Source organism: Nonomuraea sp. NPDC005692, assembly GCF_040631115.1.
Taxonomy (GTDB): domain Bacteria; phylum Actinomycetota; class Actinomycetes; order Streptosporangiales; family Streptosporangiaceae; genus Nonomuraea.
This window is the reverse complement of the sequence record NZ_JBEXYU010000009.1, coordinates 66,361-84,625: the sequence shown is the minus strand read 5'-3', so window position 1 is coordinate 84,625 and position 18,265 is coordinate 66,361. Positions and strand designations below refer to the sequence as shown.

The window sequence follows — 18,265 nt, the reverse complement described above, 5'->3', positions numbered from 1 at the left end:
GTAACGTCTGCGCGATGACGATTTCTTATGACGTGGCAGGCGACGGACCGGCGCTGCTCCTCCTGCACGCGGGGGTCTGCGACCGGCGCATGTGGGACCCCCAGTGGGAGCCGCTGATCGCCGCCGGGTTCCGGGTGGTCCGGTGCGACCTGCGTGGCTTCGGGCAGAGCCCGCTGCCCACCGAGCCGTACAGCAACTCCGGCGACGTCCTGGGCCTGCTCGACAGCCTGGGCATCGACCGGTTCTTCCTGGTCGGCTGCTCCTACGGCGGGAAGGTGGCGCTGGAGGTCGCCGCGAGCAGCCCCGAGCGGGTGGAGGCGCTGATCCTGCTCTCCGCCGCGCTGCCCTGGCGGGAGCCGAGCGCCGAGCTGCGCGCGGTCGGTGAGCGCGAGGACGCGCTGGTCGAGGCGGGCGACCTGGCGGGCGCCGCGCAGCTGATGGTCGACCGCTGGCTGGGCCCCGAGGGCGGCGAGGAGGCCGGGCGGGCCGTGCACGAGATGCAGCTTCGCGCCTACGAGCTTCAGCTCGCCGAGGGGGTCGTCGGCCCGGTCAAGGTCCAGGTGGACCCGGCGGCCGTGACGATGCCGTGCCTGGCCGTGTCGGGCGCGCACGACGTCGCCGACTTCCGGCACACCGAGGCCGACCTGCCCGCCGCCCGTAACGTCGAGCTGCCCTGGGCGGCCCATCTGGCGAGCATGGAACGGCCGGCCGAGGTCACCGAGCTGATCGTCGAGTTCCTGCGCGAGCAGACCCGCGCCTGACGCGCCAAGTCACGAGGAGGGGCAGTGAGCCGGCACGTCGACCGCGAACTCGTCCAGGCCGCCGCGGAGGTCGCCCGCACTCGCTGCAGGGGTGACAACCACACCATGGCGGCCGCCGCGCGCGTCCGCGACGGCCGGATCGTCACGGCGGTGAACGCCTACCACTTCACCGGCGGGCCCTGCGCCGAGCTGGTCCTCATCGGCGCGGCGGCCGCACAGGGCGCGTACGAGCTGGACACGGTCGTCGCCGTGGGGGACCGGGAGCGTGGGGTCGTCCCGCCGTGCGGCCGCTGCCGTCAGGTCCTGCTGGACTACTTCCCGGCCCTCCAGGTCATCGTGGGCGAGGGCGACCGTCTCCGTACGGTCGCCGTCGCCGACCTGCTGCCCGAGACCTACGTCTGGGCCGACCACCAACTGCCTCCCGGCACTCCGGACTGACCTCTCGCGCGGCCCTCGCCGGCGAGGGCCGGCGAGGGCGGACGGGGTGCCGGCGCGGTCAGATGAGGCCCAGCGCGAGCATGGCGTCGGCGACCCGGCGGAAGCCGTCGATGTTGGCGCCCGCCACGTAGTTGCCCGGCATGCCGTACTCGTCGGCGGTCTGCAGGCAGCGGCCGTGGATGTCCTGCATGATCTCCTGGAGGCGGCGCTCGGAGAACTCGAACGTCCAGGAGTCGCGGCTGGCGTTCTGCTGCATCTCCAGCGCGCTGGTCGCCACCCCGCCCGCGTTGGCCGCCTTGCCCGGCCCGAATGCGACGCCCGCCTCCAGGAACACCTTGATGCCCTCCGGAGTGGTCGGCATGTTGGCCCCCTCGCCGACCGCGACCAAGCCGTTGTCGACCAGGAACGCGGCGTCCCGGCCGGTGATCTCGTTCTGCGTGGCGGACGGCATCGCCACCTCGCAGGGCACCTCCCACACGCTGCGGTCCGGGACGAAGACGGCCTGCTCGCCCCGGCGCTCCGCGTACGCCTCCAGGCGGCCCCGCTCGACCTGCTTGACCTGCTTGAGCAGGTCAAGGTCGATGCCCTTCTCGTCGAGCACGTAGCCGGAGGAGTCGGAGCAGGCCACCACGACGCCGCCGAGCTGCTCGATCTTCTCGATCGTGTAGACGGCCACGTTGCCGGAGCCCGACACGACGACCCGCTTGCCGTCGAACGACGTGCCGCGGGCCTTGAGCATCTCCTCCACGAAGAACGTGCAGCCGTAGCCGGTGGCCTCGGTGCGTACCTGGGCGCCGCCGTACACCAGGCCCTTGCCGGTGATCACGCCGGATTCGTAGCGGTTGGTGATGCGCTTGTACTGGCCGAACAGGTAGCCGATCTCGCGTCCGCCGACGCCGATGTCACCGGCCGGGACGTCGGTGTACTCGCCGATGTGCCGGTAGAGCTCGGTCATGAAGCTCTGGCAGAAGCTCATCACCTCGCGGTCGGAGCGGCCCTTGGGGTCGAAGTCGGAGCCGCCCTTGCCGCCGCCGATGGGCAGGCCGGTCAGGCCGTTCTTGAAGATCTGCTCGAACCCGAGGAACTTGACGATGCCCAGGTAGACCGACGGGTGGAAGCGCAGCCCGCCCTTGTACGGCCCGAGCGCGCTGTTGAACTCCACCCGGAAACCGCGGTTGATCTGCACCTCGCCCCGGTCGTCCAGCCACGGCACGCGGAAGATGATCTGCCGCTCGGGCTCGCAGATCCGCTCGATGATCTTCGATTCTGCGTACTCGGGATGCTTGCCGAGAACCGGGCCGATGCTTTCGAGCACCTCACGCACCGCCTGGTGGAACTCGACCTCGCCGGGGTTCCGGCGCAGGACGTTGTCGTAGGTCGACGACAGTTTCTCGTGCAAGAAGGGCTCCCTACATCACTGGTGCAATCGTGCTCACTTTACGATTCGGCCACGTGTGAGCAGCAGCCGCCCCGCCCCGAGGACACCGGCGGCGGCGCCAGGACGGCGCCGGTAAAGGAAGGTTTGCCCGCCTGACCGAGTGTGGGAGAAGGGCGGGGTAGCGCGGTTCGTATGACCGGCAAGCGCAAGGACGATCCGTCCGTGGGTGACGAGGTCTCCTGGAAGAGCCACGGGTCCACGGCCCGCGGCAAGGTGGAGAAGAAGATCACCAAGAGGACGAAGGAGGCCGGCCGTACCGTGGCGGCCTCGCCCGACGACCCGCAGTACGTCGTGCGCAGCGACAAGAGCGGGCGCGAGGCCGTGCACAAGCCGTCCGCCCTGCGCAAGGGCAAGGACAAGGGCGCGAAGTGAGCGGCGACCGGGACGTGGCGGCCGAGTTCGGCCAGGCCGTCAACATGACCGCGCACGAGCTGGAACGCTGGCTGGAGTCCGCGGAGTCGAAGGAGGTCGGCCAGAAGCAGGACGGCGGCGAGTCGACCGGCCACGCCTCCGGCCGCGAGATCGTCCGGCTCCTCCGCAAGGGCAGATCGTCCTGGACCGGCCACGACTACGAGCACATGACCAAGGTGATCGGCTACATCCGCCGGCACCTGGCGCAGCGCCCGTCCGGTGACGTCCGGGAGACCCGGTGGCGCTACTCACTGATGAACTGGGGGCACGACCCGCTCAAGTGAGGCGGACGAGCGGCGCCCGCTGCTCAGTCGTCGTGGGCGATGAGCATGAGCTGCCGCCACAGCAGCACCACGAACACCGCCGAACCGGCGAAGGCGAACCAGAAGGGCGCCGCGACGCCGAAACGGGTGGCCAGCACGCCGCCGATCAACGAGCCGACCACCAGGCCGGCGTAGACGCAGACGGTGTTGACGCTGCCCACCCGCCCCTGCAGCTCCTGCGGGACCGCGCGCTGGCGGACGGTGCCCGAGGTGGTGCCCCAGATGAAGGCGTGCGCGCCGAAGACCAGGAAGATGGCTCCGGCGACCCACGGCGAACGGGTCAGGGCCAGGCCCAGGTGGGTGAACGTCTCGATGATGAGCCCGATCCGCATCAAGGCGCCGAGGCTGACCCTGCGGGTGATGGTCCCGTACAGGCCGGTGCCGATCAGGCCGCCGATGCCGCCGATGGTGGTCATCAGCCCGAACCCCATCGCGCCGAGGCCGAGCTGCTCCTGGGTGTAGAGGACGAGGACCGACCAGGCCGCGCCGAAGGTGAAGTTGAAGATCAGGATGGTGAGCGCCAGCGTGCGCACCGCCGGGTGCCGCACGGTCCAGCTGAACCCGGCGACGAGCTCGCGCACGGTGTTCGGGCGCCGAGCGTCGTCCGGCCGGGCCCGCGGCGGCAGCGCGATCCGGGAGACCAGGACCATCCCCGCCAGCACCAGGAGCAGCTGGCTCGCGAACGGCCAGGTCAGACCCAGCCCGAACAGCGCCGCGCCGATCGGCGGCCCGGCGAGCTGGTTGAGCGTGATGAACCCGGTGCCGAGGCGGGCGTTGGCGACGATCAGGTCGTCCCTGGCGACCATCATGGGCGTCAGGGTGGAGGTCGCGTTGTCGGCGAACACCTCGGCGATGGACCGGAGCGTGAGCGCCGCCAGCGCCGTCGCCACGGTCACGGTGCCGGTCGCCATGAGCACGACGAGCGCCGCCAGCACCACGGCGCGTACGGCGTTCGCGGCCAGCACGATCCTGCGGCGGTCGTACCGGTCGGACAGGACGCCGGCGTACAGGCTGAACATCAGCGGCGGCGCCCAGCTCACCAGGGCGGACAGCGAGATCATCAGGGGGTCGCGGGTCAGCGTCGCGATCAGCAGCGGGCCGGCGGCGGCCGCGATCCCGTCACCGAGATTCGTCAGCCAGCTCGACGCCAGCAACCATCGGAACCCTGTCCCCAGCCGGGCCGGCAGGACCCGCTCCACCACTGTGACCACGAGCGCAAAACCATACGTTTCACCGAGCGTCCGGGGCAACGCGTTTTTCCGCCAGGGCCCGGAGCGCCCGCCCCCGCGGCCTTCCCAGGACGCCCCGGGGCCGTCACGGGGTGCGGAAACCCCGGAAGGTCACGGTCCTGCGGGTGCGGAAGCCGAGCCGCTCGTAGAGGGCGATCGCGCCGGTGTTCGCCTCGGCCACGTGCAGGAACGGACGCTCGCCGCGGGCCACGATCCGCGCGACGAGCGCGCCGACCAGGCGGGCCGCGTGGCCCCGGCCGCGTGCCTCGGGCGCGGTGCACACGGCGCTGATCTCGGTCCAGCCCGGTGGCCGCAGCCGCTCGCCCGCCATCGCGACCAGCTTTCCGCCGTCGAAGACGCCGAGGTAGGCGCCCATCTCGCGGGTACGCGCCCAGAACGGCCCAGGTCGCGTCCTGGCGACGAGGTCGAGCATGTCCGGGACGTCGTCCGCGCCCAGTTCGGTGACGTCGCCGGGGGCGGCGGGGATGCGGTCGTCGCCCCAGATCAGCTGGCGGCCGTCGAGGGCGAACACCGGCTCCCAGCCGGACGGCGGGGTCGCCGGGGAGCTGAACAGGTCGGCCAGCTCGCCCGGCCCGAGCAGCCGGGCCAGGTCGGCCCACGCCCGCTCGTCCGGCTCGGCCGGGACCGAGGAGAAGGTCGCCACCTCCGCCCGGTACGTGGCCGCCGCGCCGAGCCGCCGGGCGAGGTGCGCGTGCCGGCCGCGCAGTGACGCGGCGACCGGGTCGTCGAGCGGGGTGGCGTCGCGGTCCGCCATCGTGGTGTGCGCCTCTCGGGTGGTGCGGGGGAGCCGGCTGGAGGGACGGGAGGTCGTCCGGCGCCGGTCATCCTAGTGACCTCGCACCGGTGCTCCTGTGCCGGGCCCTGTGCCGGGCCCTGTGCCGGGGCAGCGGTAGGGCGGCGGTGGGTCAGTGGTGGGACGTGGCCTCGATCGCCTGCCTCATCTCCGCCGCGCCGTACCGCATCCGCAGGCCGACCTCGGCGGCGCGCGCGTCGGGCAGCACGTCGGTGATCCAGATCAGCCGGCCGGCCCCCTCGCCCTCCGGGCGGACCTCGAAGGAGGCGTGATGGTGGGCCAGCGGCGGCCTGGCGCCCTCCACGACCGCGTAGGCCAGGCGGCGGGCGTCGTCGTCGATCGCCACGATCAGCTCGCGGATCACGTGCCCGTCGGGGAACGTCAGGAACCGCTGGTCGCCGTCCAGCCGGGTGTCCGCGACGCGGCCCGGGAGCAGTCGTTCGTGCACGGCTCCGACGTCACGCAGGACGTCCCAGATGTGGTCGGGGGAGGCGTCGATGACGACTTCGTGCCGGATGGAGGCCATGGGGGATCCTTTTCTTTACGTACTTCATAAAGAAGTACTTCGCTATGTTAGCGAACGTCCCAGTCCTCCCTTCGCGGCGGGTAGGCGAAGGTCTGGTGGTGGGCCCAGTCGCCGCGCACGACGCGGTAGTCGTGCGCGGCCTCGCTCGCGGGATGGTCGGGGCCCACGTCGACCCGGTCGGCGACCGACCAGACGCCGTTGATCCGGTGCTCCACGGTGTAGAGGAACTCGTTGAACCCCGAGTCGGACACACACGTGTTGACGATGGTGAGCGCGCGCCGTCCCGCCGTCAGCCCCGGCGGAAGATCGACGATCTGGTTCCGCCACTTGTGGACGGCGTCCTCCAGCAGCGGCCGCCACCGTGCCGCCGGCGCGCCGTCGACGGTGACGGTCGCGTCCTGCAGGCCGACGCCGGCGTCGAGCCGGCGAGTCAGCCGTACGCCGGTGTTGGCCGGGCTGACGCTCACGGTGAACCGGCTCGACCCGCCTCGGGGGAACGCGCGGCCGTCGTCGGTGACGATGTGGCCGGGGTCCACGGCCTGGCCGGACGCGCCTTCGGGGGGCGGCTCGGGCCGTCCCGTCAGCCGCAGGGCGACGACGACGGCCAGGGCCAGCGCGGCGGCCACCGGCACGGCGATCCCGGCGAACAGCACGGCCCGCCGCGGCCCGCCGCCGCCCAGGACCGACGCTGCCCGGCCCGGCAGGACCGGTCCTGCCGGGCCGGGCACGGCGGGTGCCGGGCCGCCGGACGCCTGCGAGCCGCCGGACGCCTGCGAGCCGCCGGACGCCTGCGAGCCGTCGGACGTCTGGGGGCCGCGATCGTCCCAGGCCCCGGCGGGCAGCCGGCTGATCCGCACCCGGTCCCAGGCCCGCTCCCACGCGGGGAGCTGGTGGTCGGGCACGCGGCACCCCCGCAGGAACGCCACCATGACCGCCTTCTTGGGAAAGCGCCGACCGGCCAGCATGTCGGCGCACGTGCTGCGCGGCAACCGGGCGCCGCCCGACCTGTCGGCCCGCGCCTGCAACTCCCGCAGCGACACGTCGGCCCGGGCGAACTGCTCGGCCAGCAGCCGCACCAGGTCCTCGTGACAGGTCACCGACTCCGGGCCGGTGGCCTCCGCGGCGCCCGGCGGCGGCCCGCCGTCGTGGACCTCGCTCATCGCTCCCCACCCCGCCCTCTCTTGACCGGGCCGTAAGGCCACGCAGACCAGCGACAGAAAGTGTACGGACGGTCGCGCCGCGTGTCCGGATTCTCGTGGCCCCGCCGTTGCTACGCTCCTGTGCCGTGCGGGAGACGCGGCTCGACACTGCTCGGATCCGGGCGGCACGCCCGATGATCGACCCCATGTTCCTCGACACCCCGCTGTTCCCCTGCCCGGCGCTGGAGCCCCACCTCGGGTGCGCGGTGAGCGTCAAGCTGGAGACGGCGAACCCGGTGCGCAGCTTCAAGGCCCGCGGCACGGAGCTGGTCGCAAGCCTGCTCGCCGACGGCGGCGCGCGGGCCGTGGTGTGCGCCAGCGCGGGCAACCTCGGCCAGGCCCTCGCCTGGTCCGGCCGCCGGCGGGGGCTCGACGTCACCGTCGTGGCCCCCCGTTCCGCGCCCGCCGCCAAGCTCGACCGCATCCGCGCCCTCGACGCCGGGCTGGAGCTCGTGGACGGCGACTTCGACCTGGCCCGCGCGCGGGCGGCGGCCATGGCCGGGCACGACGGCATCCGGCTGGTCGAGGACAGCCTCGACGTCGAGACCTGCGAGGGCGCGGCGACCATCGGCCTGGAACTGGCCGGGGCCGTGCCGTCGTACGACGCCGTGCTGATCGCCCTGGGCGGCGGGGCGCTGGCCACCGGCGTGGGGCACGTGCTGAAGGAGCTCGCGCCCGGCGTCGAGGTGATCTGCGTCCAGCCGCTGGGCGCCCCCGCGATGACCCGCTCGTGGCGGCGGCGGCGCGTCGTCACCACCGGCCCGACCCGCACCATCGCCGACGGCGTCGCGGGCCGGCGTCCGATCCCGGTCGTCCTCGACGACCTCCTCCTGGTCGCCGACGACGCCGTCCTGGTGCGGGAGGAGTCGATCGTGGCCGGCCTGCGGATGCTCCTCGACCACGCCGGTCTGGTCGTGGAGCCGTCGGCCGCGCTGGGCGTCGCGGCGATCCTCGAGGACCGCGAGCGCTTCGCCGGGCGGCACGTGGTCACCATCGTCTGCGGCGCCAACGTCGACATGGACGCCTACCGCCGCTGGATCGGCGCGCCCATTCCGCCCCCGCCGTAGCCCACGACCGCTCAGCGTTTCTCCTGGGGTTCGCCGGCCAGCCAGTCCCAGCTGGTGATCGTGGTGCGCATCAGGCGGGCGGCGGTGGACAGGTGGCTGTCGGCGCCCCAGAACAGGGTGAGCGTACGGCGGCAGTCGGGGTCGTCGACGTCCACCCAGGTGAGCGGGGCGCGGGTGGTGGAGCGGCGGGCGAGCGACGGGACGAGCCCGATGCCCAGCCCCGTGCTGATCAGGTCGGCGATGGCGCTGGGCTCGTCACCCTCGCAGACGATCCGCGGCGTGCGGCCCCTGGCGGCGAAGAGCCGGTCGAGCAGCCGGCGTTGCCAGTGTCCCTTGCGGGCGGTGACGAAGGGCTGGTCGGCCAGCTCGTCGATGGTCACCGACGTACGGCCGGCCAGCGGGTGGTCGAGCGAGGTGGCCAGCCCGACCGGCTCGTCCAGCAGCTCGGCCGCCTCCAGCCCGTCGGTGTGGATCGGCTGGGAGGCGACGCACAGGTCGAACTCCTGGGCGCGCAGGCGGCGGGTCATGTCGTCGGCGGGGGCCCAGTGGAGCTCGATCTCGACGGAGGGATGGGCGCGCTTGTAGGCCGCGAGCGGCCCGGTGAGGGTCAGGAAGGTCTCCGAGGCCAGGCGTACGGTGCCGAAACCCTCGCCGGCGGCCTCGGCGACGGCTCGCCGTCCGGCGTCGAGCTCGCCGAGCGCCCGTTCGACGAAACCGCGGAACAGCATGCCCGCGCCGTTGAGCCGGAGCCGGCCGCCGCGGTCGAACAGTGGCGTGCCCAGCTCGCTCTCCAGCCGCGCGATCGTCCGACTCAGGGACGGCTGCGCGACGCGCAGCTCCTCGGCGGCGGCGCTGAGGTGTTCGAGCCGGGCCACCACCAGGAACTGGCGGAGCGCGTTCAGATCCATCATGCCTCCCAACGCATAACACCATAGCAATATAGATCTTGGACAAGATAACCCGGGAGCCATAGCGTCGGAGGCGTTTCACCAGGACGGACATGAGGAGGACCCCCGATGCTCAGCGTGCTCGACGGGCCGCGAGCCGATGCGGCGCGCCGCACGGCACCCGTGGGCTGGACGTTGCGGGCGATGGTCAGCGCCCACATGGTGGCGATCGCCGGGCAGCCGGTGTTCGCCGGCGTGTACCTGACCGGCGACTACGACAGCCTGCGCTGGCACTCCATCGGCGCCGACGTGGTCACCTCCGTCGGTTACCTGCAGCTGATCGTGGCGATCGTGGTGTGGGCGCGCCTGCGCCGCAGCGGGCCGTTCCTGGCCACGGCGGCGGTGGTCGCGGCCGAGACGGCGCAGTACTTCGCCGGGCTCGACGGCGCGTTGTGGCTGCACATCCCGCTGGGGGTGGCGACCGTCGCCGCGCTCACGGTGCAGTTCATCGACGTGTGGCGCCGGCCCTTCCCGCGCCGGGCGGCCCGCGATGCCTGAGCTCGACCGGCCGGCCCGCGGCGTGACCAGGCGGCAGGCGCTCGGCATCGGCGGCGCGCTCGGGCTGATGGCGGCCACCGGGCTCGGCGCCTCGGCCGCGATGGCCCGGCGGCCCTCGATCACCGGCGCCGAGCTGCGCAGCGACCTGCCGCTGCCGCCGCCGTTCCAGGTGCCGCTGCCGATCCCCGCCGTGCTGGCGCCGTCCGGCACCTCGGGCGGCGCCGACCGTTACGAGATCGTCCAGCGCGAGACGACCCTGGAGATCCTGCCCGGCGTGCGGACCCGGGCCTGGACGTACGGGGGCACCTTCCCCGGGCCGACGATCGAGGCGCGCCGGGGCCGGCCGATCACCGTGACCCACCGCAACGACCTGCCCGTGCCGACCGTCGTCCACCTGCACGGCGGGCGCACCCCGGCCGCCTCCGACGGCTACCCGACCGACCTCGTGCTGCCCGAGGGCTGGACGGAGCCCACCATGCACATGGCACACGGCTCCGGGATGGGGAACATGCGCGACCCGCGGGCAGTGCTGAGCAGGCGCACCAGGGACTACACCTTCCCGCTGGACCAGCGGCCGACGTTGCTGTGGTACCACGACCACCGGATGGACTTCACCGCCCCGGCGATCTGGCGCGGCCTGGCCGGGCTGCAGATCGTCCGCGACGACGCCGAGCAGGCACTCGGCCTGCCCGCGGGGCCGCGCGAGCTGCCGCTCATGATCGCGGACCGGGCGTTCACCGCCGAGGGCGAGCTCGCCTACCCCGCCCTCGACCCCACCCTGCGGGAGCGGCCGGGCGTGCTCGAACCGTACATAGCCGGGGTGCTCGGAGACGTGATCCTGGTCAACGGCGCCCCCTGGCCTGTCCACGAGGTGGACGCGGCCCGCTACCGGCTGCGCCTGCTGAACGCCTCCAACGCCCGCCACTACGAGCTCGAAGCCGTGCTCGACGACGGGCGGCGGCTCGACCTCGTGCAGATCGGCGCCGACCAGGGGCTGCTCGCGGCCCCCGTCACCCACCAGGTCCTGCCGATCGCGCCGGCCGAGCGCTACGACGTGGTCGTGGACTTCGCCCGCGTCCCGGTCGGCGGGCGCGTCCGGATCGTCAACCGGCTCGGCTCGGGCCGTACCAGGGACGTGATGGCCTTCCGGGTCGCGCGCGCCGCGGCCGACGACAGCCGGGTCCCGCGCGTGTTGTCCACCGACCTGCCGGAGTGGCGGCGGGCGGACGCCGTACGGGTGCGCGAGCTCTCCTTCCGCGCCGGCCGGATGCACGACGGCCGCGGCTGGCTGATCGGCGGGCTGCCGTTCGACCCCGCCCGGTCCGACGTCACCGTGGGCCTCGGGGACGTCGAGGTATGGCGGATGGTTGCCGACGTCCACCACCCCGTCCACCTGCACCTGGTCGGCTTCCGGGTGCTCTCGCGCAGCGGCCGTCCGCCGTTGCCCCATGACGCGGGGCTGAAGGACACCGTCTCCCTGCGTCCGGGCGAGTCGGTGGAGATCATCACCCGGTTCGACGGCTACCGCGGCCGTTACCTCTTCCACTGCCACAACGCCGAGCACGAGGACATGGCCATGATGGCCAACCTCCAGGTCGTCTGACCCCCTCGCGCCACCCCGTCCGTTCACAAGGAGCGTCCCCATGCCCGCCGATCCCGGCATCGTCATCATCGGCGCCAGCCTCGCCGGCGCGCAGGCCGCGCGGGCCCTGCGGCTCGACCACGGCTACGACGGGCCGGTCACGCTCGTCGGCGACGAGCACCCCCTGCCCTACCAGCGTCCCGCGCTGTCGAAGGGCTACCTGCTGGGCACCACCGAGGCCGCCGAGCTCGACGTCCTGGACCCGCGGTTCTACGCCGCCCAGGACGTCGCCCTGGCCCTCGGCGCCCCCGCCACCCTGCTCGACCTCGACGGCCGGCGGGTGAAGCTGGGGCGCAACGTGGAGCTGCCGTTCGGCCAGGTGCTGATCGCCACCGGCGCCCGCCCGCGCCGCCTCCGGGTGCCGGGCGCCGACCTCGACGGCGTCCACTACCTGCGCGACCGCGAGGACAGCGAACGCCTCGGCGCGGGCCTGCGCGCGGCCTCCGCCGTCGTCGTGGTCGGCGCCGGCTGGCTCGGCTGCGAGGTCGCCGCCGCCGCCCGCGCGCTCGGCGTGCGCACGACCGTCGTCGACCCGCTGCCCACGCCGCTCTACCACGTGCTGGGCGACCGGATCGGCGGCGCCGTCGCCCGCCGGCACCTCGACCACGGCGTCGAGCTGCTCACCGGCGACGGCGTCGAGGCGGTGCTCGGGACGGGCTCGGTCGAGGCGGTGCGCACCGTCGCCGGGCGGCGCGTCCCGGCCGACCTCGTCGTGGTCGCCGTGGGCGTCGTCCCCAACACCGAGCTGGCCGAGGCGGCGGGGCTGCGCGTCGACGGCGGCATCGTCACCGACGGCCACCTGCGCACCTCGCACCCGGCCGCGCTGGCCGCCGGCGACGTCGCCCGCCACCGGCACCCGCGCTACCTCAAACCGGTCCGGATCGAGCATTGGGACAACGCCGTCGTCCACGGGACCGCCGCCGCGGCCACGCTGGTGGGCGAGCCGGTCACCATCGACCACGTCCCGTACTTCTTCTCCACGCAGTACGGCTCCACCCTCGAATACGTCGGCCTCCCCGCCACCTCCGACCGCGTCGTCACCAGGGGCGAGCCGGGCGAGCCCGGGTTCACCGCCTTCTGGCTCGACCGCGGCGTCCCGGTGGCCGCCCTGACCATGGACGGCCAAGGCGCCGCCGGCCACCTCCGGGCCCTGGTGGCCGCCGGGCACACCGCCGATCCGCGCCGGCTGGCCGACCCCGGCGTCCCCGTGGCGGAGCTGCTGCCGCACGCGCCCACCGGCGCCTCCTGAACGGCGACGGCCCGGCTCAGACGCGGACGACCGCCGTACGGGTGTGCCCGCGGCTGCCGCCGACCTCGACCTTGACCGCCCGCTTGGACCGGCGCACCCCCCGGTCGCCCTCCTTGACCGACCTGACCGGCCACGGCAGCTTGATCCGCACCTCGTCGGCGGTCCTGGACGGGTCGGAGACGGCCAGCCGGACCCGGTGGCGGTCGTGGCGGAGCAGCACGGCGCACGGGCCGTCGGCGGCGAGCGGCCCGTGCGGGGTCTCGACGGCCCCCGCCCGCCAGAACACGGCGGCGATCAGGTCGTCCCGGCTGACGGCCTGCACCGTGCGGGAGTTGGCCAGGATCTCGACCCGCCCGCGGTAGGCCGCGGTCTGCTCGGCGGTGGCGTCGGGCAGCACGGCGTAGGCGTAGCGGGCCCGGCGCGGATCGACGCCGTGGTCGACCAGGATCGTCGTGTAGTGCCTGCTGACGGGGGTCCGGTCGCCGCCGGTGGTGGCGCCGGTGTCGATGTCGCGCCAGCGGCCGGTGCGCCGCTCGCGGATCACCTTCGCCTCGGCGCCGTCGAGCAGCGCGTATCCGGCCACGCCGGACAGGTGGACCCAGCCGTCGCCGCGGGTCAGCGGGGGATGGGCGCCGTGGGTGTTGCGGTTCTCCACGACGGTCTCGACGCGGCGGCCGTCGGAGGCGGTGATGCCGGCCCCGAGGGCGATCACCCCGTCGTCGAGCAGGAACCACGCCTTCCTGGCCCGCAGCGAGGAGCCGTCGGCGATCAGCCTCATCGCCGCCACGCCGTACTCGCCGTCGAGCGCCGCGCCGCCCGCCCACGGGGTGGGCGGCCGGCGGCGCGCGCCGTGCGGGAGGTCGGCGCGCCCGCGGGTGTCGACCGTGGTGCCCGGCAGCCGGTACGGGTCGATCGTCGGCCACAGGTCGTCGTTCCAGTGGGTCAGGTCGTCGGTGTAGAGGTACGTCATGCCGTCGCCGGTGTACCAGCCGTGCAGGTTCTCCTGGTTCATGCCCTCGGCCGCGCCGATGCGCTCCGAGCTCATCGCGATCGCGTACGCCCAGGTCGGACGCCGGTGCACGACCCGGTCCATGTCGGCGAAGACGTACGTGCCGGTCGTGCGGGGGCCGACCGGCACCGACGCGTCCGCCAGCAGGGCCTGCGCCCGTGCGACGCCGGCCAGCGGGGCGACCGCCGCGTACGGGACGGCCTGGTTGCGGGTGAGCCAGCCCTTCACCATCGGCCGCCAGCGCCGGGCGTGGCGCTCGGGCGCCGTCTCCAGCAGCGTCAGGATGGCCTCGACCGCCTTCTGCCCGGAGTGGTGGTCGCGGTGGCCCTGCACCGAGATCTGCCGGCCGCGCACGCAGTCCATCATCAGCCCGTCGAAGATGAACGGCGTGAACGAACGGTCGACGATGTCGTAGACGTTCCCGATGTCGCGGATCTCCCACGGTGATCTGGCGAGCATGGCGATCAGCTTGGCCACGCTCTCCAGATAGTCCACGCCGTAGCTGCCGTTGTAGGGGAACACGCCGTGCTGGATGAAGGACCCGTCGCGGTAGAAGCCGTCGCCCGGCCCGCCGGTGCGGCGCAGCAGGTCGGAGACGGCCTTCCTGGCCCGTTTGAGCAGGCGGGCGTCGTGGGTGAGCAGCCCGCGCATCGCCACCGCCATGGCCTTGCTCGCCCGGTTGGCGCCGGTCTCGACGACGCCGGGGTGGCTGACGCGGCGCTCGGGGTCGGGGCACCAGTGGCGCAGCGGACGCAGCCAGCGGCGCAGGTCGTCCTTGGGCAGCCCGTCGTAGAGCAGGGCGCAGGTGTCGGTCAGCGCGCGCGGGACGCCGATCTCCCACCAGTACCAGTTGCTGCCGCGGCGGTCGAGGCCCTCGCGGTAGGCGTGCTCGTACAGGAAGTCCAGGGCCCTGGCCGCGGTCTCGGCGACCCGCTGGTCCCGGTGCATGTCGGTGCCCGGCGTGGCCCAGCCGAGCGCCAGCGTGCGCATGCGGTTGTAGGCGCGGTTGAAGTTGCCCGTACGGGGGTCGTCGAGCGGCAGGTCGGGCCAGAGGCTGGGCCGGCCGGGAGCGGGGCTCATCTTGCGCAGCACCGCGTTGGCCGAACCCTCGACGGCCTGCGTCTTGTCCAGGTAGGCCGGGTCGTACGTGGCGCCGGCCAGCAGGCTCACCCATCGCTCCCGGGCCGCGTCGAACGCGGCGGCGCCGGCCGCCTCGGCCGGCTTCTCCCACAGAGCGATTCCGGCCACGGCCGCGGCCCCCAGCAGGGCGGACCGGCGGCTGAGGGGGTGGGTCATGGAAGCCTTTCGACAATCAGCCATCTACCAGATGAAAAGATCCTATGTCGGTGACAGGGGCGATCATTTCGCCCTCGCGACGGGGTACCCGGCATCAACCACATTGAACTGCCATGAACCGTATTGAACTGTTCGCTCCGGCGATCGATCATCGAGGGCAGTAGCGCTTCCTCGCGTCAGAGAGGATCTCCATGATTCGCCGCGCATCGCTCGCCGTCCTGCTCGCCCTCGGCGCCCTCACCGTCGTCGGCTCGCCCGCCCAGGCCCGCGCCTGCCAGATCGACTTCCACTGCGAGACGTACTACTACAGCGACTCCACCCGCACCACGGTGGTCGGCGTCAAGTACGAGAACTGCGTGGGCGACGTGACGTGGGTGGGCACCCGCGGCTCGTACCCGCAGTTCTACGAGACCCCCTGCTAGGCGCCGCCCGCGAACCCCTGACGCCGTAGCGGGCTAGTAACGGGTGTAAGCCCGCTACGGCGATAGGACATCGATGGGCCCACCTGACCTGCTCGGCGACGAGAGAGACGACGCGCTGCTGGTCGCGCGTTCCCTGGAGGATCCCGGCTGCTTCGGCGAGGTGTTCCGCAGGCACGCCCCGCCGTTGCACCGCTACGCCGCCCGGCGCCTCGGCGGCGACCTCGCCGACGACATCGTGGCGGAGACGTTCCACACGGCCTTCAGGATCCGCGCCCGTTACGACCCCGCCCGGGGCGAGGTGCGGCCGTGGCTGTGGCGGATCGCCACCAACCTGATCAGCCGGCACCACCGGTCCGAGCTGCGCATGTTGCGCGCGCTGACGCGCACCGGCGTGGACCCGGTGCTGGACGGTCACGCCGATCGCGTCGCCGAGCAGGTCAGCGCGCAGGCGGAGAGCCCTCGGCTGGCCGCCGCGCTGGCCGCCTTACGCAAGGGCGACCGCGACGTGCTGCTGCTCACCGCCTGGGGCGAGCTGAGCTACCAGCAGGTCGCCGACGTGCTGGACATCCCCGTGGGCACCGTGCGCTCGCGCCTGAACAGAGCCCGGACGAAGGTGCGCGAAGCGCTTGGAGGAACCGCCGATGCGTGAGATCGAGCAGATCGAGCGGATGAGGTCGCAGATCCCGCTGCCCGACCCCGGCGAGCTGGCCGCCCGGATCGGCTGGCGGCCCGGAGAAGCCGCGCGGTCACGGCGCGGGCGCGGGCGGCTGCTGGTGCTCGCGCCGGTGACGGCGATCCTCGCGGCCGTCCTGCTGGCGGTCCTGTCGGCGCTGCCGCCCGGAGTGGTGACGTCGTACGCCAACGCGGCCATCGCGGTCACCCGGGAGGGCGACGCATGGGTGGCCAGAATCAAGGACCCGCTCGCCGAGTCCGCCATGTACGCCGAGGCGTTCACCGCCGTGGGCCTGGACGTCGAGCTTCAGCTCGTACCGGCCTCGCCCGCGCGGGTGGGGGACCTCATCCTGGTCAGGGGCGTCCGGCCGGCCGGCGAGTTCCAGGGCGGCCTGGAACCCGAAGGCTGCCGGATCGGCCAGGCGGGGTGCCGGCTCACCTTCCGCGTCCCCGCCGGCTTCGAGGGGCCGGTGCGTGCCCAGCTCGGCAGGCCCGCCGTCCGCGACGAGCTCTACCGGGCGGCCGCCGGGGCGACGGAGCCGGGCGAGAGGCTCGAAGGCGTCACGGTGAAGGACCGCCGGGTGGGCGACGTGCGCGCCGAGCTCCGCGGACGCGGCCTGGAAGCCGTCTACGAGCGGGTGCGCGACGATCCCGGCAACACGGAGATCAACTTCATCGACGGCATGAAAGGGAAGTTCCAACTCACCTATGAGCCCGTCGGCGCCGCCGACGTCGGCGACGACTGGCTCGTCTGGGAGGCGCTGGCGTACCGCGAGGGCGTGGTGAAGCTCCAGGTCACGCCCCGCCCGCTGCGCCCGGTCGGTGCTCGGGGCTGACCGGCTCACACGGTGATCACGACCTTGCCGAACGGCCCGCCCGACAGGTAGTGGCGGTAGGCGTCGGGCGCCCGGTCGAAAGGGAAGACACGGTCGATGACCGGGCGCAGCCGGTTGGCCTCGATGAGCCGGTTCATGGCCAGGAACTGCGCGCGGCTGCCGACGGCGATGCCCCGGAGCGTGGCTCCCGACCGGAAGACCGCCCGCGCGTCGAGGGGCGGCGGGTCGCCGAGGACGAACCCGACGCTGGCGACCTGGCCGCCGATCGCGGTGGCCGCCAGCGACAGCCCGAGATCGCCGACGACGTCGATGACGTGTTCCGCGCCCTCGCCCGCGGTCAGCTCGCGCACCCTGGCCGCCCAGTCGGGGGTGGCCCGGTAGTCGACGACCTCGTCGGCGCCCAGCGCGTACAGGCGTTCGGCCTTGGCAGGGCTGCTGGTCGTGGCGATCACGCGGGCGCCCAGTGCCTTGGCGAACTGCAGCGCGAACAGCGACACCCCGCCGGTGCCCTGGGTGACGACGGTCCGGCCGGGCAGCGGACCGGAGCCGTCGCCGGTCAGGGCGTTCCAGGCGGTGACCGCGGCGCAGGGGAGCGTCGCGGCCTCCTCGTAGGTCAGGTGGGCCGGGATCGGCACGAGCGCGTGCTCGTCGAGCAGCGCGTACTCGGTGAGCATGCCGTCCAGCGAGCCGCCGAGCTGCGGCAGGTGCCGCAGGGCGAACGGGCCGTCCTGCCAGCTCGGGAAGAGGGTGGCGGTGACCCGGTCGCCGACGCCGACCGACTCGACGCCGGGGCCGGTCGCGACGACCTCGCCGGCGCCGTCGGAGACCGGCACCACGTCCGGTTTCACCGGGAGCACGTAGTCGCCGCGCAGGATCATCAGCTCGCGGTAGCTGAGGGAGGTGGCGCGTACCGCGACCACCACCTGCCCGGGGCCGGGAGTCGGGACGGGGTGTTCCTTGATCGACAGGCCGTCGACGCCGGCTCCGCTGTCGACGTGGTAGCTGCGCATGACGTCCATCAGGCGGTGGCCAGGGGAACTTCGCCGGCGGTCTTGCTGAAGCCGAGTGCCTCGACGATCCGCCCGTCGCGGACGCGCATGAGGTTCACGCCGCTGACCCAGTCGGAGGGGCCGGGGCCGTAGCGGTAGTGCCAGTGGATGGTGGCGCGGTCACCGGCGACGATGACCTCCTGCGGCTCGAACGCGCTGGTCAGGTCGTCCACGAGCGCGCCCCACCAGTCCAGGCACGCCTGGCGGCCGGTGACGCGTTCGCCGGTGGGGGCCGGCTGGACGGACTCCATCACGCAGTCCTCGGCGACCAGGTCGTCGAGCAGGCCGCGGTCACGCTCGACGAAGGCCCGGTTGAAGCGCTCCATGACGTCGGCGGTGGATGGGAAGGACACGGTTCCTCCAGAAGGAAGCGGGTAGATCGATCGGTCTATCTATGTATATCGACCGGTTGATCTACTCGTCAACCCGTGGCAACCTG

General features: G+C 73.2%; 20 protein-coding genes. 11 read left to right on the top strand and 9 right to left on the bottom strand.

What is annotated here, in order from left to right:
- Positions 1–14: 14 nt before the first annotated feature.
- Together ABZ459_RS20810 and ABZ459_RS20805 are read left to right on the top strand one after the other, a co-directional pair.
- Complete coding sequence (locus ABZ459_RS20810) at positions 15–761, top strand: alpha/beta hydrolase (protein ID WP_357972296.1); 747 nt, start codon at positions 15–17, stop codon at positions 759–761.
- 24 nt (positions 762–785) lie between these two features.
- Entirely contained in the window at positions 786–1,199 is a 414-nt protein-coding gene (locus tag ABZ459_RS20805) for a hypothetical protein (protein WP_357972293.1), read from the top strand.
- A gap of 58 nt (positions 1,200–1,257) precedes the next feature.
- On the opposite strand, the gene gdhA is transcribed toward ABZ459_RS20805, so the two are convergent.
- Entirely contained in the window at positions 1,258–2,598 is a 1,341-nt protein-coding gene (gdhA, locus tag ABZ459_RS20800) for an NADP-specific glutamate dehydrogenase (RefSeq protein ID WP_357972290.1), read from the bottom strand.
- A gap of 171 nt (positions 2,599–2,769) precedes the next feature.
- On the opposite strand from gdhA, the gene ABZ459_RS20795 reads away from it, so the two are divergent.
- A complete protein-coding gene (locus ABZ459_RS20795) occupies positions 2,770–3,009 on the top strand; it encodes a DUF2945 domain-containing protein (protein ID WP_357972288.1) in 240 nt (79 codons plus the stop codon).
- Complete coding sequence (locus tag ABZ459_RS20790) at positions 3,006–3,332, top strand: DUF3140 domain-containing protein (protein ID WP_357972285.1); 327 nt, start codon at positions 3,006–3,008, stop codon at positions 3,330–3,332. Before ABZ459_RS20795 ends, ABZ459_RS20790 begins: the two co-directional genes overlap by 4 nt.
- Positions 3,333–3,355: 23 nt before the next feature.
- Here the strand turns inward: ABZ459_RS20790 and ABZ459_RS20785 are convergent, their stop codons facing one another.
- The 4 genes from ABZ459_RS20785 to ABZ459_RS20770 form a co-directional block, all read right to left on the bottom strand.
- Positions 3,356–4,582 (bottom strand): MFS transporter, encoded by a 1,227-nt coding sequence (locus ABZ459_RS20785; protein ID WP_357972282.1) that lies wholly within the window; start codon positions 4,580–4,582, stop codon positions 3,356–3,358.
- Between the two features lie 103 nt (positions 4,583–4,685).
- A complete protein-coding gene (locus ABZ459_RS20780; protein ID WP_357972279.1) occupies positions 4,686–5,375 on the bottom strand; it encodes a GNAT family N-acetyltransferase in 690 nt (229 codons plus the stop codon).
- A gap of 151 nt (positions 5,376–5,526) precedes the next feature.
- Positions 5,527–5,940: an SRPBCC family protein gene (locus ABZ459_RS20775; RefSeq protein WP_357972276.1), complete on the bottom strand. Its 414-nt coding sequence runs from the start codon at positions 5,938–5,940 to the stop codon at positions 5,527–5,529.
- Positions 5,941–5,987: 47 nt separating this feature from the next.
- Entirely contained in the window at positions 5,988–7,100 is a 1,113-nt protein-coding gene (locus tag ABZ459_RS20770) for a hypothetical protein (RefSeq protein ID WP_357972273.1), read from the bottom strand.
- A gap of 125 nt (positions 7,101–7,225) precedes the next feature.
- Between ABZ459_RS20770 and ABZ459_RS20765 the strand changes: the two genes are divergently transcribed.
- Entirely contained in the window at positions 7,226–8,206 is a 981-nt protein-coding gene (locus ABZ459_RS20765; RefSeq protein ID WP_357972270.1) for a pyridoxal-phosphate dependent enzyme, read from the top strand.
- Positions 8,207–8,217: 11 nt separating this feature from the next.
- Here the strand turns inward: ABZ459_RS20765 and ABZ459_RS20760 are convergent, their stop codons facing one another.
- Positions 8,218–9,117, bottom strand: a complete 900-nt coding sequence (locus ABZ459_RS20760) for a LysR family transcriptional regulator (protein ID WP_357972267.1) — start codon at positions 9,115–9,117, stop codon at positions 8,218–8,220.
- A 105-nt stretch (positions 9,118–9,222) separates the two neighbouring features.
- On the opposite strand from ABZ459_RS20760, the gene ABZ459_RS20755 reads away from it, so the two are divergent.
- Genes ABZ459_RS20755 through ABZ459_RS20745 form a run of 3 tightly spaced genes read left to right on the top strand, consistent with a single transcriptional unit; the run spans position 9,223 to position 12,542 of the window.
- Positions 9,223–9,651: a hypothetical protein gene (locus ABZ459_RS20755; RefSeq protein ID WP_357972264.1), complete on the top strand. Its 429-nt coding sequence runs from the start codon at positions 9,223–9,225 to the stop codon at positions 9,649–9,651.
- Positions 9,644–11,254 (top strand): multicopper oxidase family protein, encoded by a 1,611-nt coding sequence (locus ABZ459_RS20750; RefSeq protein WP_357972261.1) that lies wholly within the window; start codon positions 9,644–9,646, stop codon positions 11,252–11,254. The genes ABZ459_RS20755 and ABZ459_RS20750 overlap by 8 nt, the downstream gene beginning before the upstream one ends.
- Before the next feature lie 40 nt (positions 11,255–11,294).
- Complete coding sequence (locus tag ABZ459_RS20745; protein ID WP_357972258.1) at positions 11,295–12,542, top strand: FAD-dependent oxidoreductase; 1,248 nt, start codon at positions 11,295–11,297, stop codon at positions 12,540–12,542.
- Between the two features lie 16 nt (positions 12,543–12,558).
- On the opposite strand, the gene ABZ459_RS20740 is transcribed toward ABZ459_RS20745, so the two are convergent.
- Positions 12,559–14,847 (bottom strand): polysaccharide lyase 8 family protein, encoded by a 2,289-nt coding sequence (locus ABZ459_RS20740; RefSeq protein WP_357972255.1) that lies wholly within the window; start codon positions 14,845–14,847, stop codon positions 12,559–12,561.
- A 191-nt stretch (positions 14,848–15,038) separates the two neighbouring features.
- Here ABZ459_RS20740 and ABZ459_RS20735 point away from each other — a divergent pair, with 191 nt between their 5' ends.
- The 3 genes from ABZ459_RS20735 to ABZ459_RS20725 all read left to right on the top strand — a co-directional run bounded on the left by ABZ459_RS20735 (position 15,039) and on the right by ABZ459_RS20725 (position 16,777).
- Positions 15,039–15,269: a DUF6289 family protein gene (locus tag ABZ459_RS20735; protein ID WP_357972252.1), complete on the top strand. Its 231-nt coding sequence runs from the start codon at positions 15,039–15,041 to the stop codon at positions 15,267–15,269.
- Positions 15,270–15,342: 73 nt separating this feature from the next.
- Positions 15,343–15,918: an RNA polymerase sigma factor gene (locus tag ABZ459_RS20730; protein ID WP_357972249.1), complete on the top strand. Its 576-nt coding sequence runs from the start codon at positions 15,343–15,345 to the stop codon at positions 15,916–15,918.
- A complete protein-coding gene (locus tag ABZ459_RS20725; RefSeq protein WP_357972246.1) occupies positions 15,911–16,777 on the top strand; it encodes a hypothetical protein in 867 nt (288 codons plus the stop codon). Before ABZ459_RS20730 ends, ABZ459_RS20725 begins: the two co-directional genes overlap by 8 nt.
- Before the next feature lie 5 nt (positions 16,778–16,782).
- On the opposite strand, the gene ABZ459_RS20720 is transcribed toward ABZ459_RS20725, so the two are convergent.
- Together ABZ459_RS20720 and ABZ459_RS20715 are read right to left on the bottom strand one after the other, a co-directional pair.
- Positions 16,783–17,787, bottom strand: coding sequence for an NAD(P)-dependent alcohol dehydrogenase (locus ABZ459_RS20720; RefSeq protein ID WP_357972244.1), 1,005 nt, complete (start codon positions 17,785–17,787; stop codon positions 16,783–16,785).
- Positions 17,788–17,795: 8 nt separating this feature from the next.
- Complete coding sequence (locus tag ABZ459_RS20715) at positions 17,796–18,179, bottom strand: nuclear transport factor 2 family protein (protein ID WP_357972241.1); 384 nt, start codon at positions 18,177–18,179, stop codon at positions 17,796–17,798.
- Between the last annotated feature and the right edge of the window lie 86 nt (positions 18,180–18,265).

What these genes read in the sequence shown, in the direction of transcription:
- ABZ459_RS20810 (WP_357972296.1), top strand. Translation starts at nt 15, where the DNA reads ATGACGATTTCTTATGACGTGGCAGGCGACGGACCGGCGCTGCTCCTC.
- ABZ459_RS20795 (WP_357972288.1), top strand. Translation starts at nt 2,770, where the DNA reads ATGACCGGCAAGCGCAAGGACGATCCGTCCGTGGGTGACGAGGTCTCC.
- ABZ459_RS20780 (WP_357972279.1), bottom strand. Translation starts at nt 5,375, where the DNA reads ATGGCGGACCGCGACGCCACCCCGCTCGACGACCCGGTCGCCGCGTCA.
- ABZ459_RS20775 (WP_357972276.1), bottom strand. Translation starts at nt 5,940, where the DNA reads ATGGCCTCCATCCGGCACGAAGTCGTCATCGACGCCTCCCCCGACCAC.
- ABZ459_RS20770 (WP_357972273.1), bottom strand. Translation starts at nt 7,100, where the DNA reads ATGAGCGAGGTCCACGACGGCGGGCCGCCGCCGGGCGCCGCGGAGGCC.
- ABZ459_RS20760 (WP_357972267.1), bottom strand. Translation starts at nt 9,117, where the DNA reads ATGATGGATCTGAACGCGCTCCGCCAGTTCCTGGTGGTGGCCCGGCTC.
- ABZ459_RS20755 (WP_357972264.1), top strand. Translation starts at nt 9,223, where the DNA reads ATGCTCAGCGTGCTCGACGGGCCGCGAGCCGATGCGGCGCGCCGCACG.
- ABZ459_RS20750 (WP_357972261.1), top strand. Translation starts at nt 9,644, where the DNA reads ATGCCTGAGCTCGACCGGCCGGCCCGCGGCGTGACCAGGCGGCAGGCG.
- ABZ459_RS20745 (WP_357972258.1), top strand. Translation starts at nt 11,295, where the DNA reads ATGCCCGCCGATCCCGGCATCGTCATCATCGGCGCCAGCCTCGCCGGC.
- ABZ459_RS20740 (WP_357972255.1), bottom strand. Translation starts at nt 14,847, where the DNA reads ATGACCCACCCCCTCAGCCGCCGGTCCGCCCTGCTGGGGGCCGCGGCC.
- ABZ459_RS20735 (WP_357972252.1), top strand. Translation starts at nt 15,039, where the DNA reads ATGATTCGCCGCGCATCGCTCGCCGTCCTGCTCGCCCTCGGCGCCCTC.
- ABZ459_RS20730 (WP_357972249.1), top strand. Translation starts at nt 15,343, where the DNA reads ATGGGCCCACCTGACCTGCTCGGCGACGAGAGAGACGACGCGCTGCTG.
- ABZ459_RS20725 (WP_357972246.1), top strand. Translation starts at nt 15,911, where the DNA reads ATGCGTGAGATCGAGCAGATCGAGCGGATGAGGTCGCAGATCCCGCTG.
- ABZ459_RS20720 (WP_357972244.1), bottom strand. Translation starts at nt 17,787, where the DNA reads ATGCGCAGCTACCACGTCGACAGCGGAGCCGGCGTCGACGGCCTGTCG.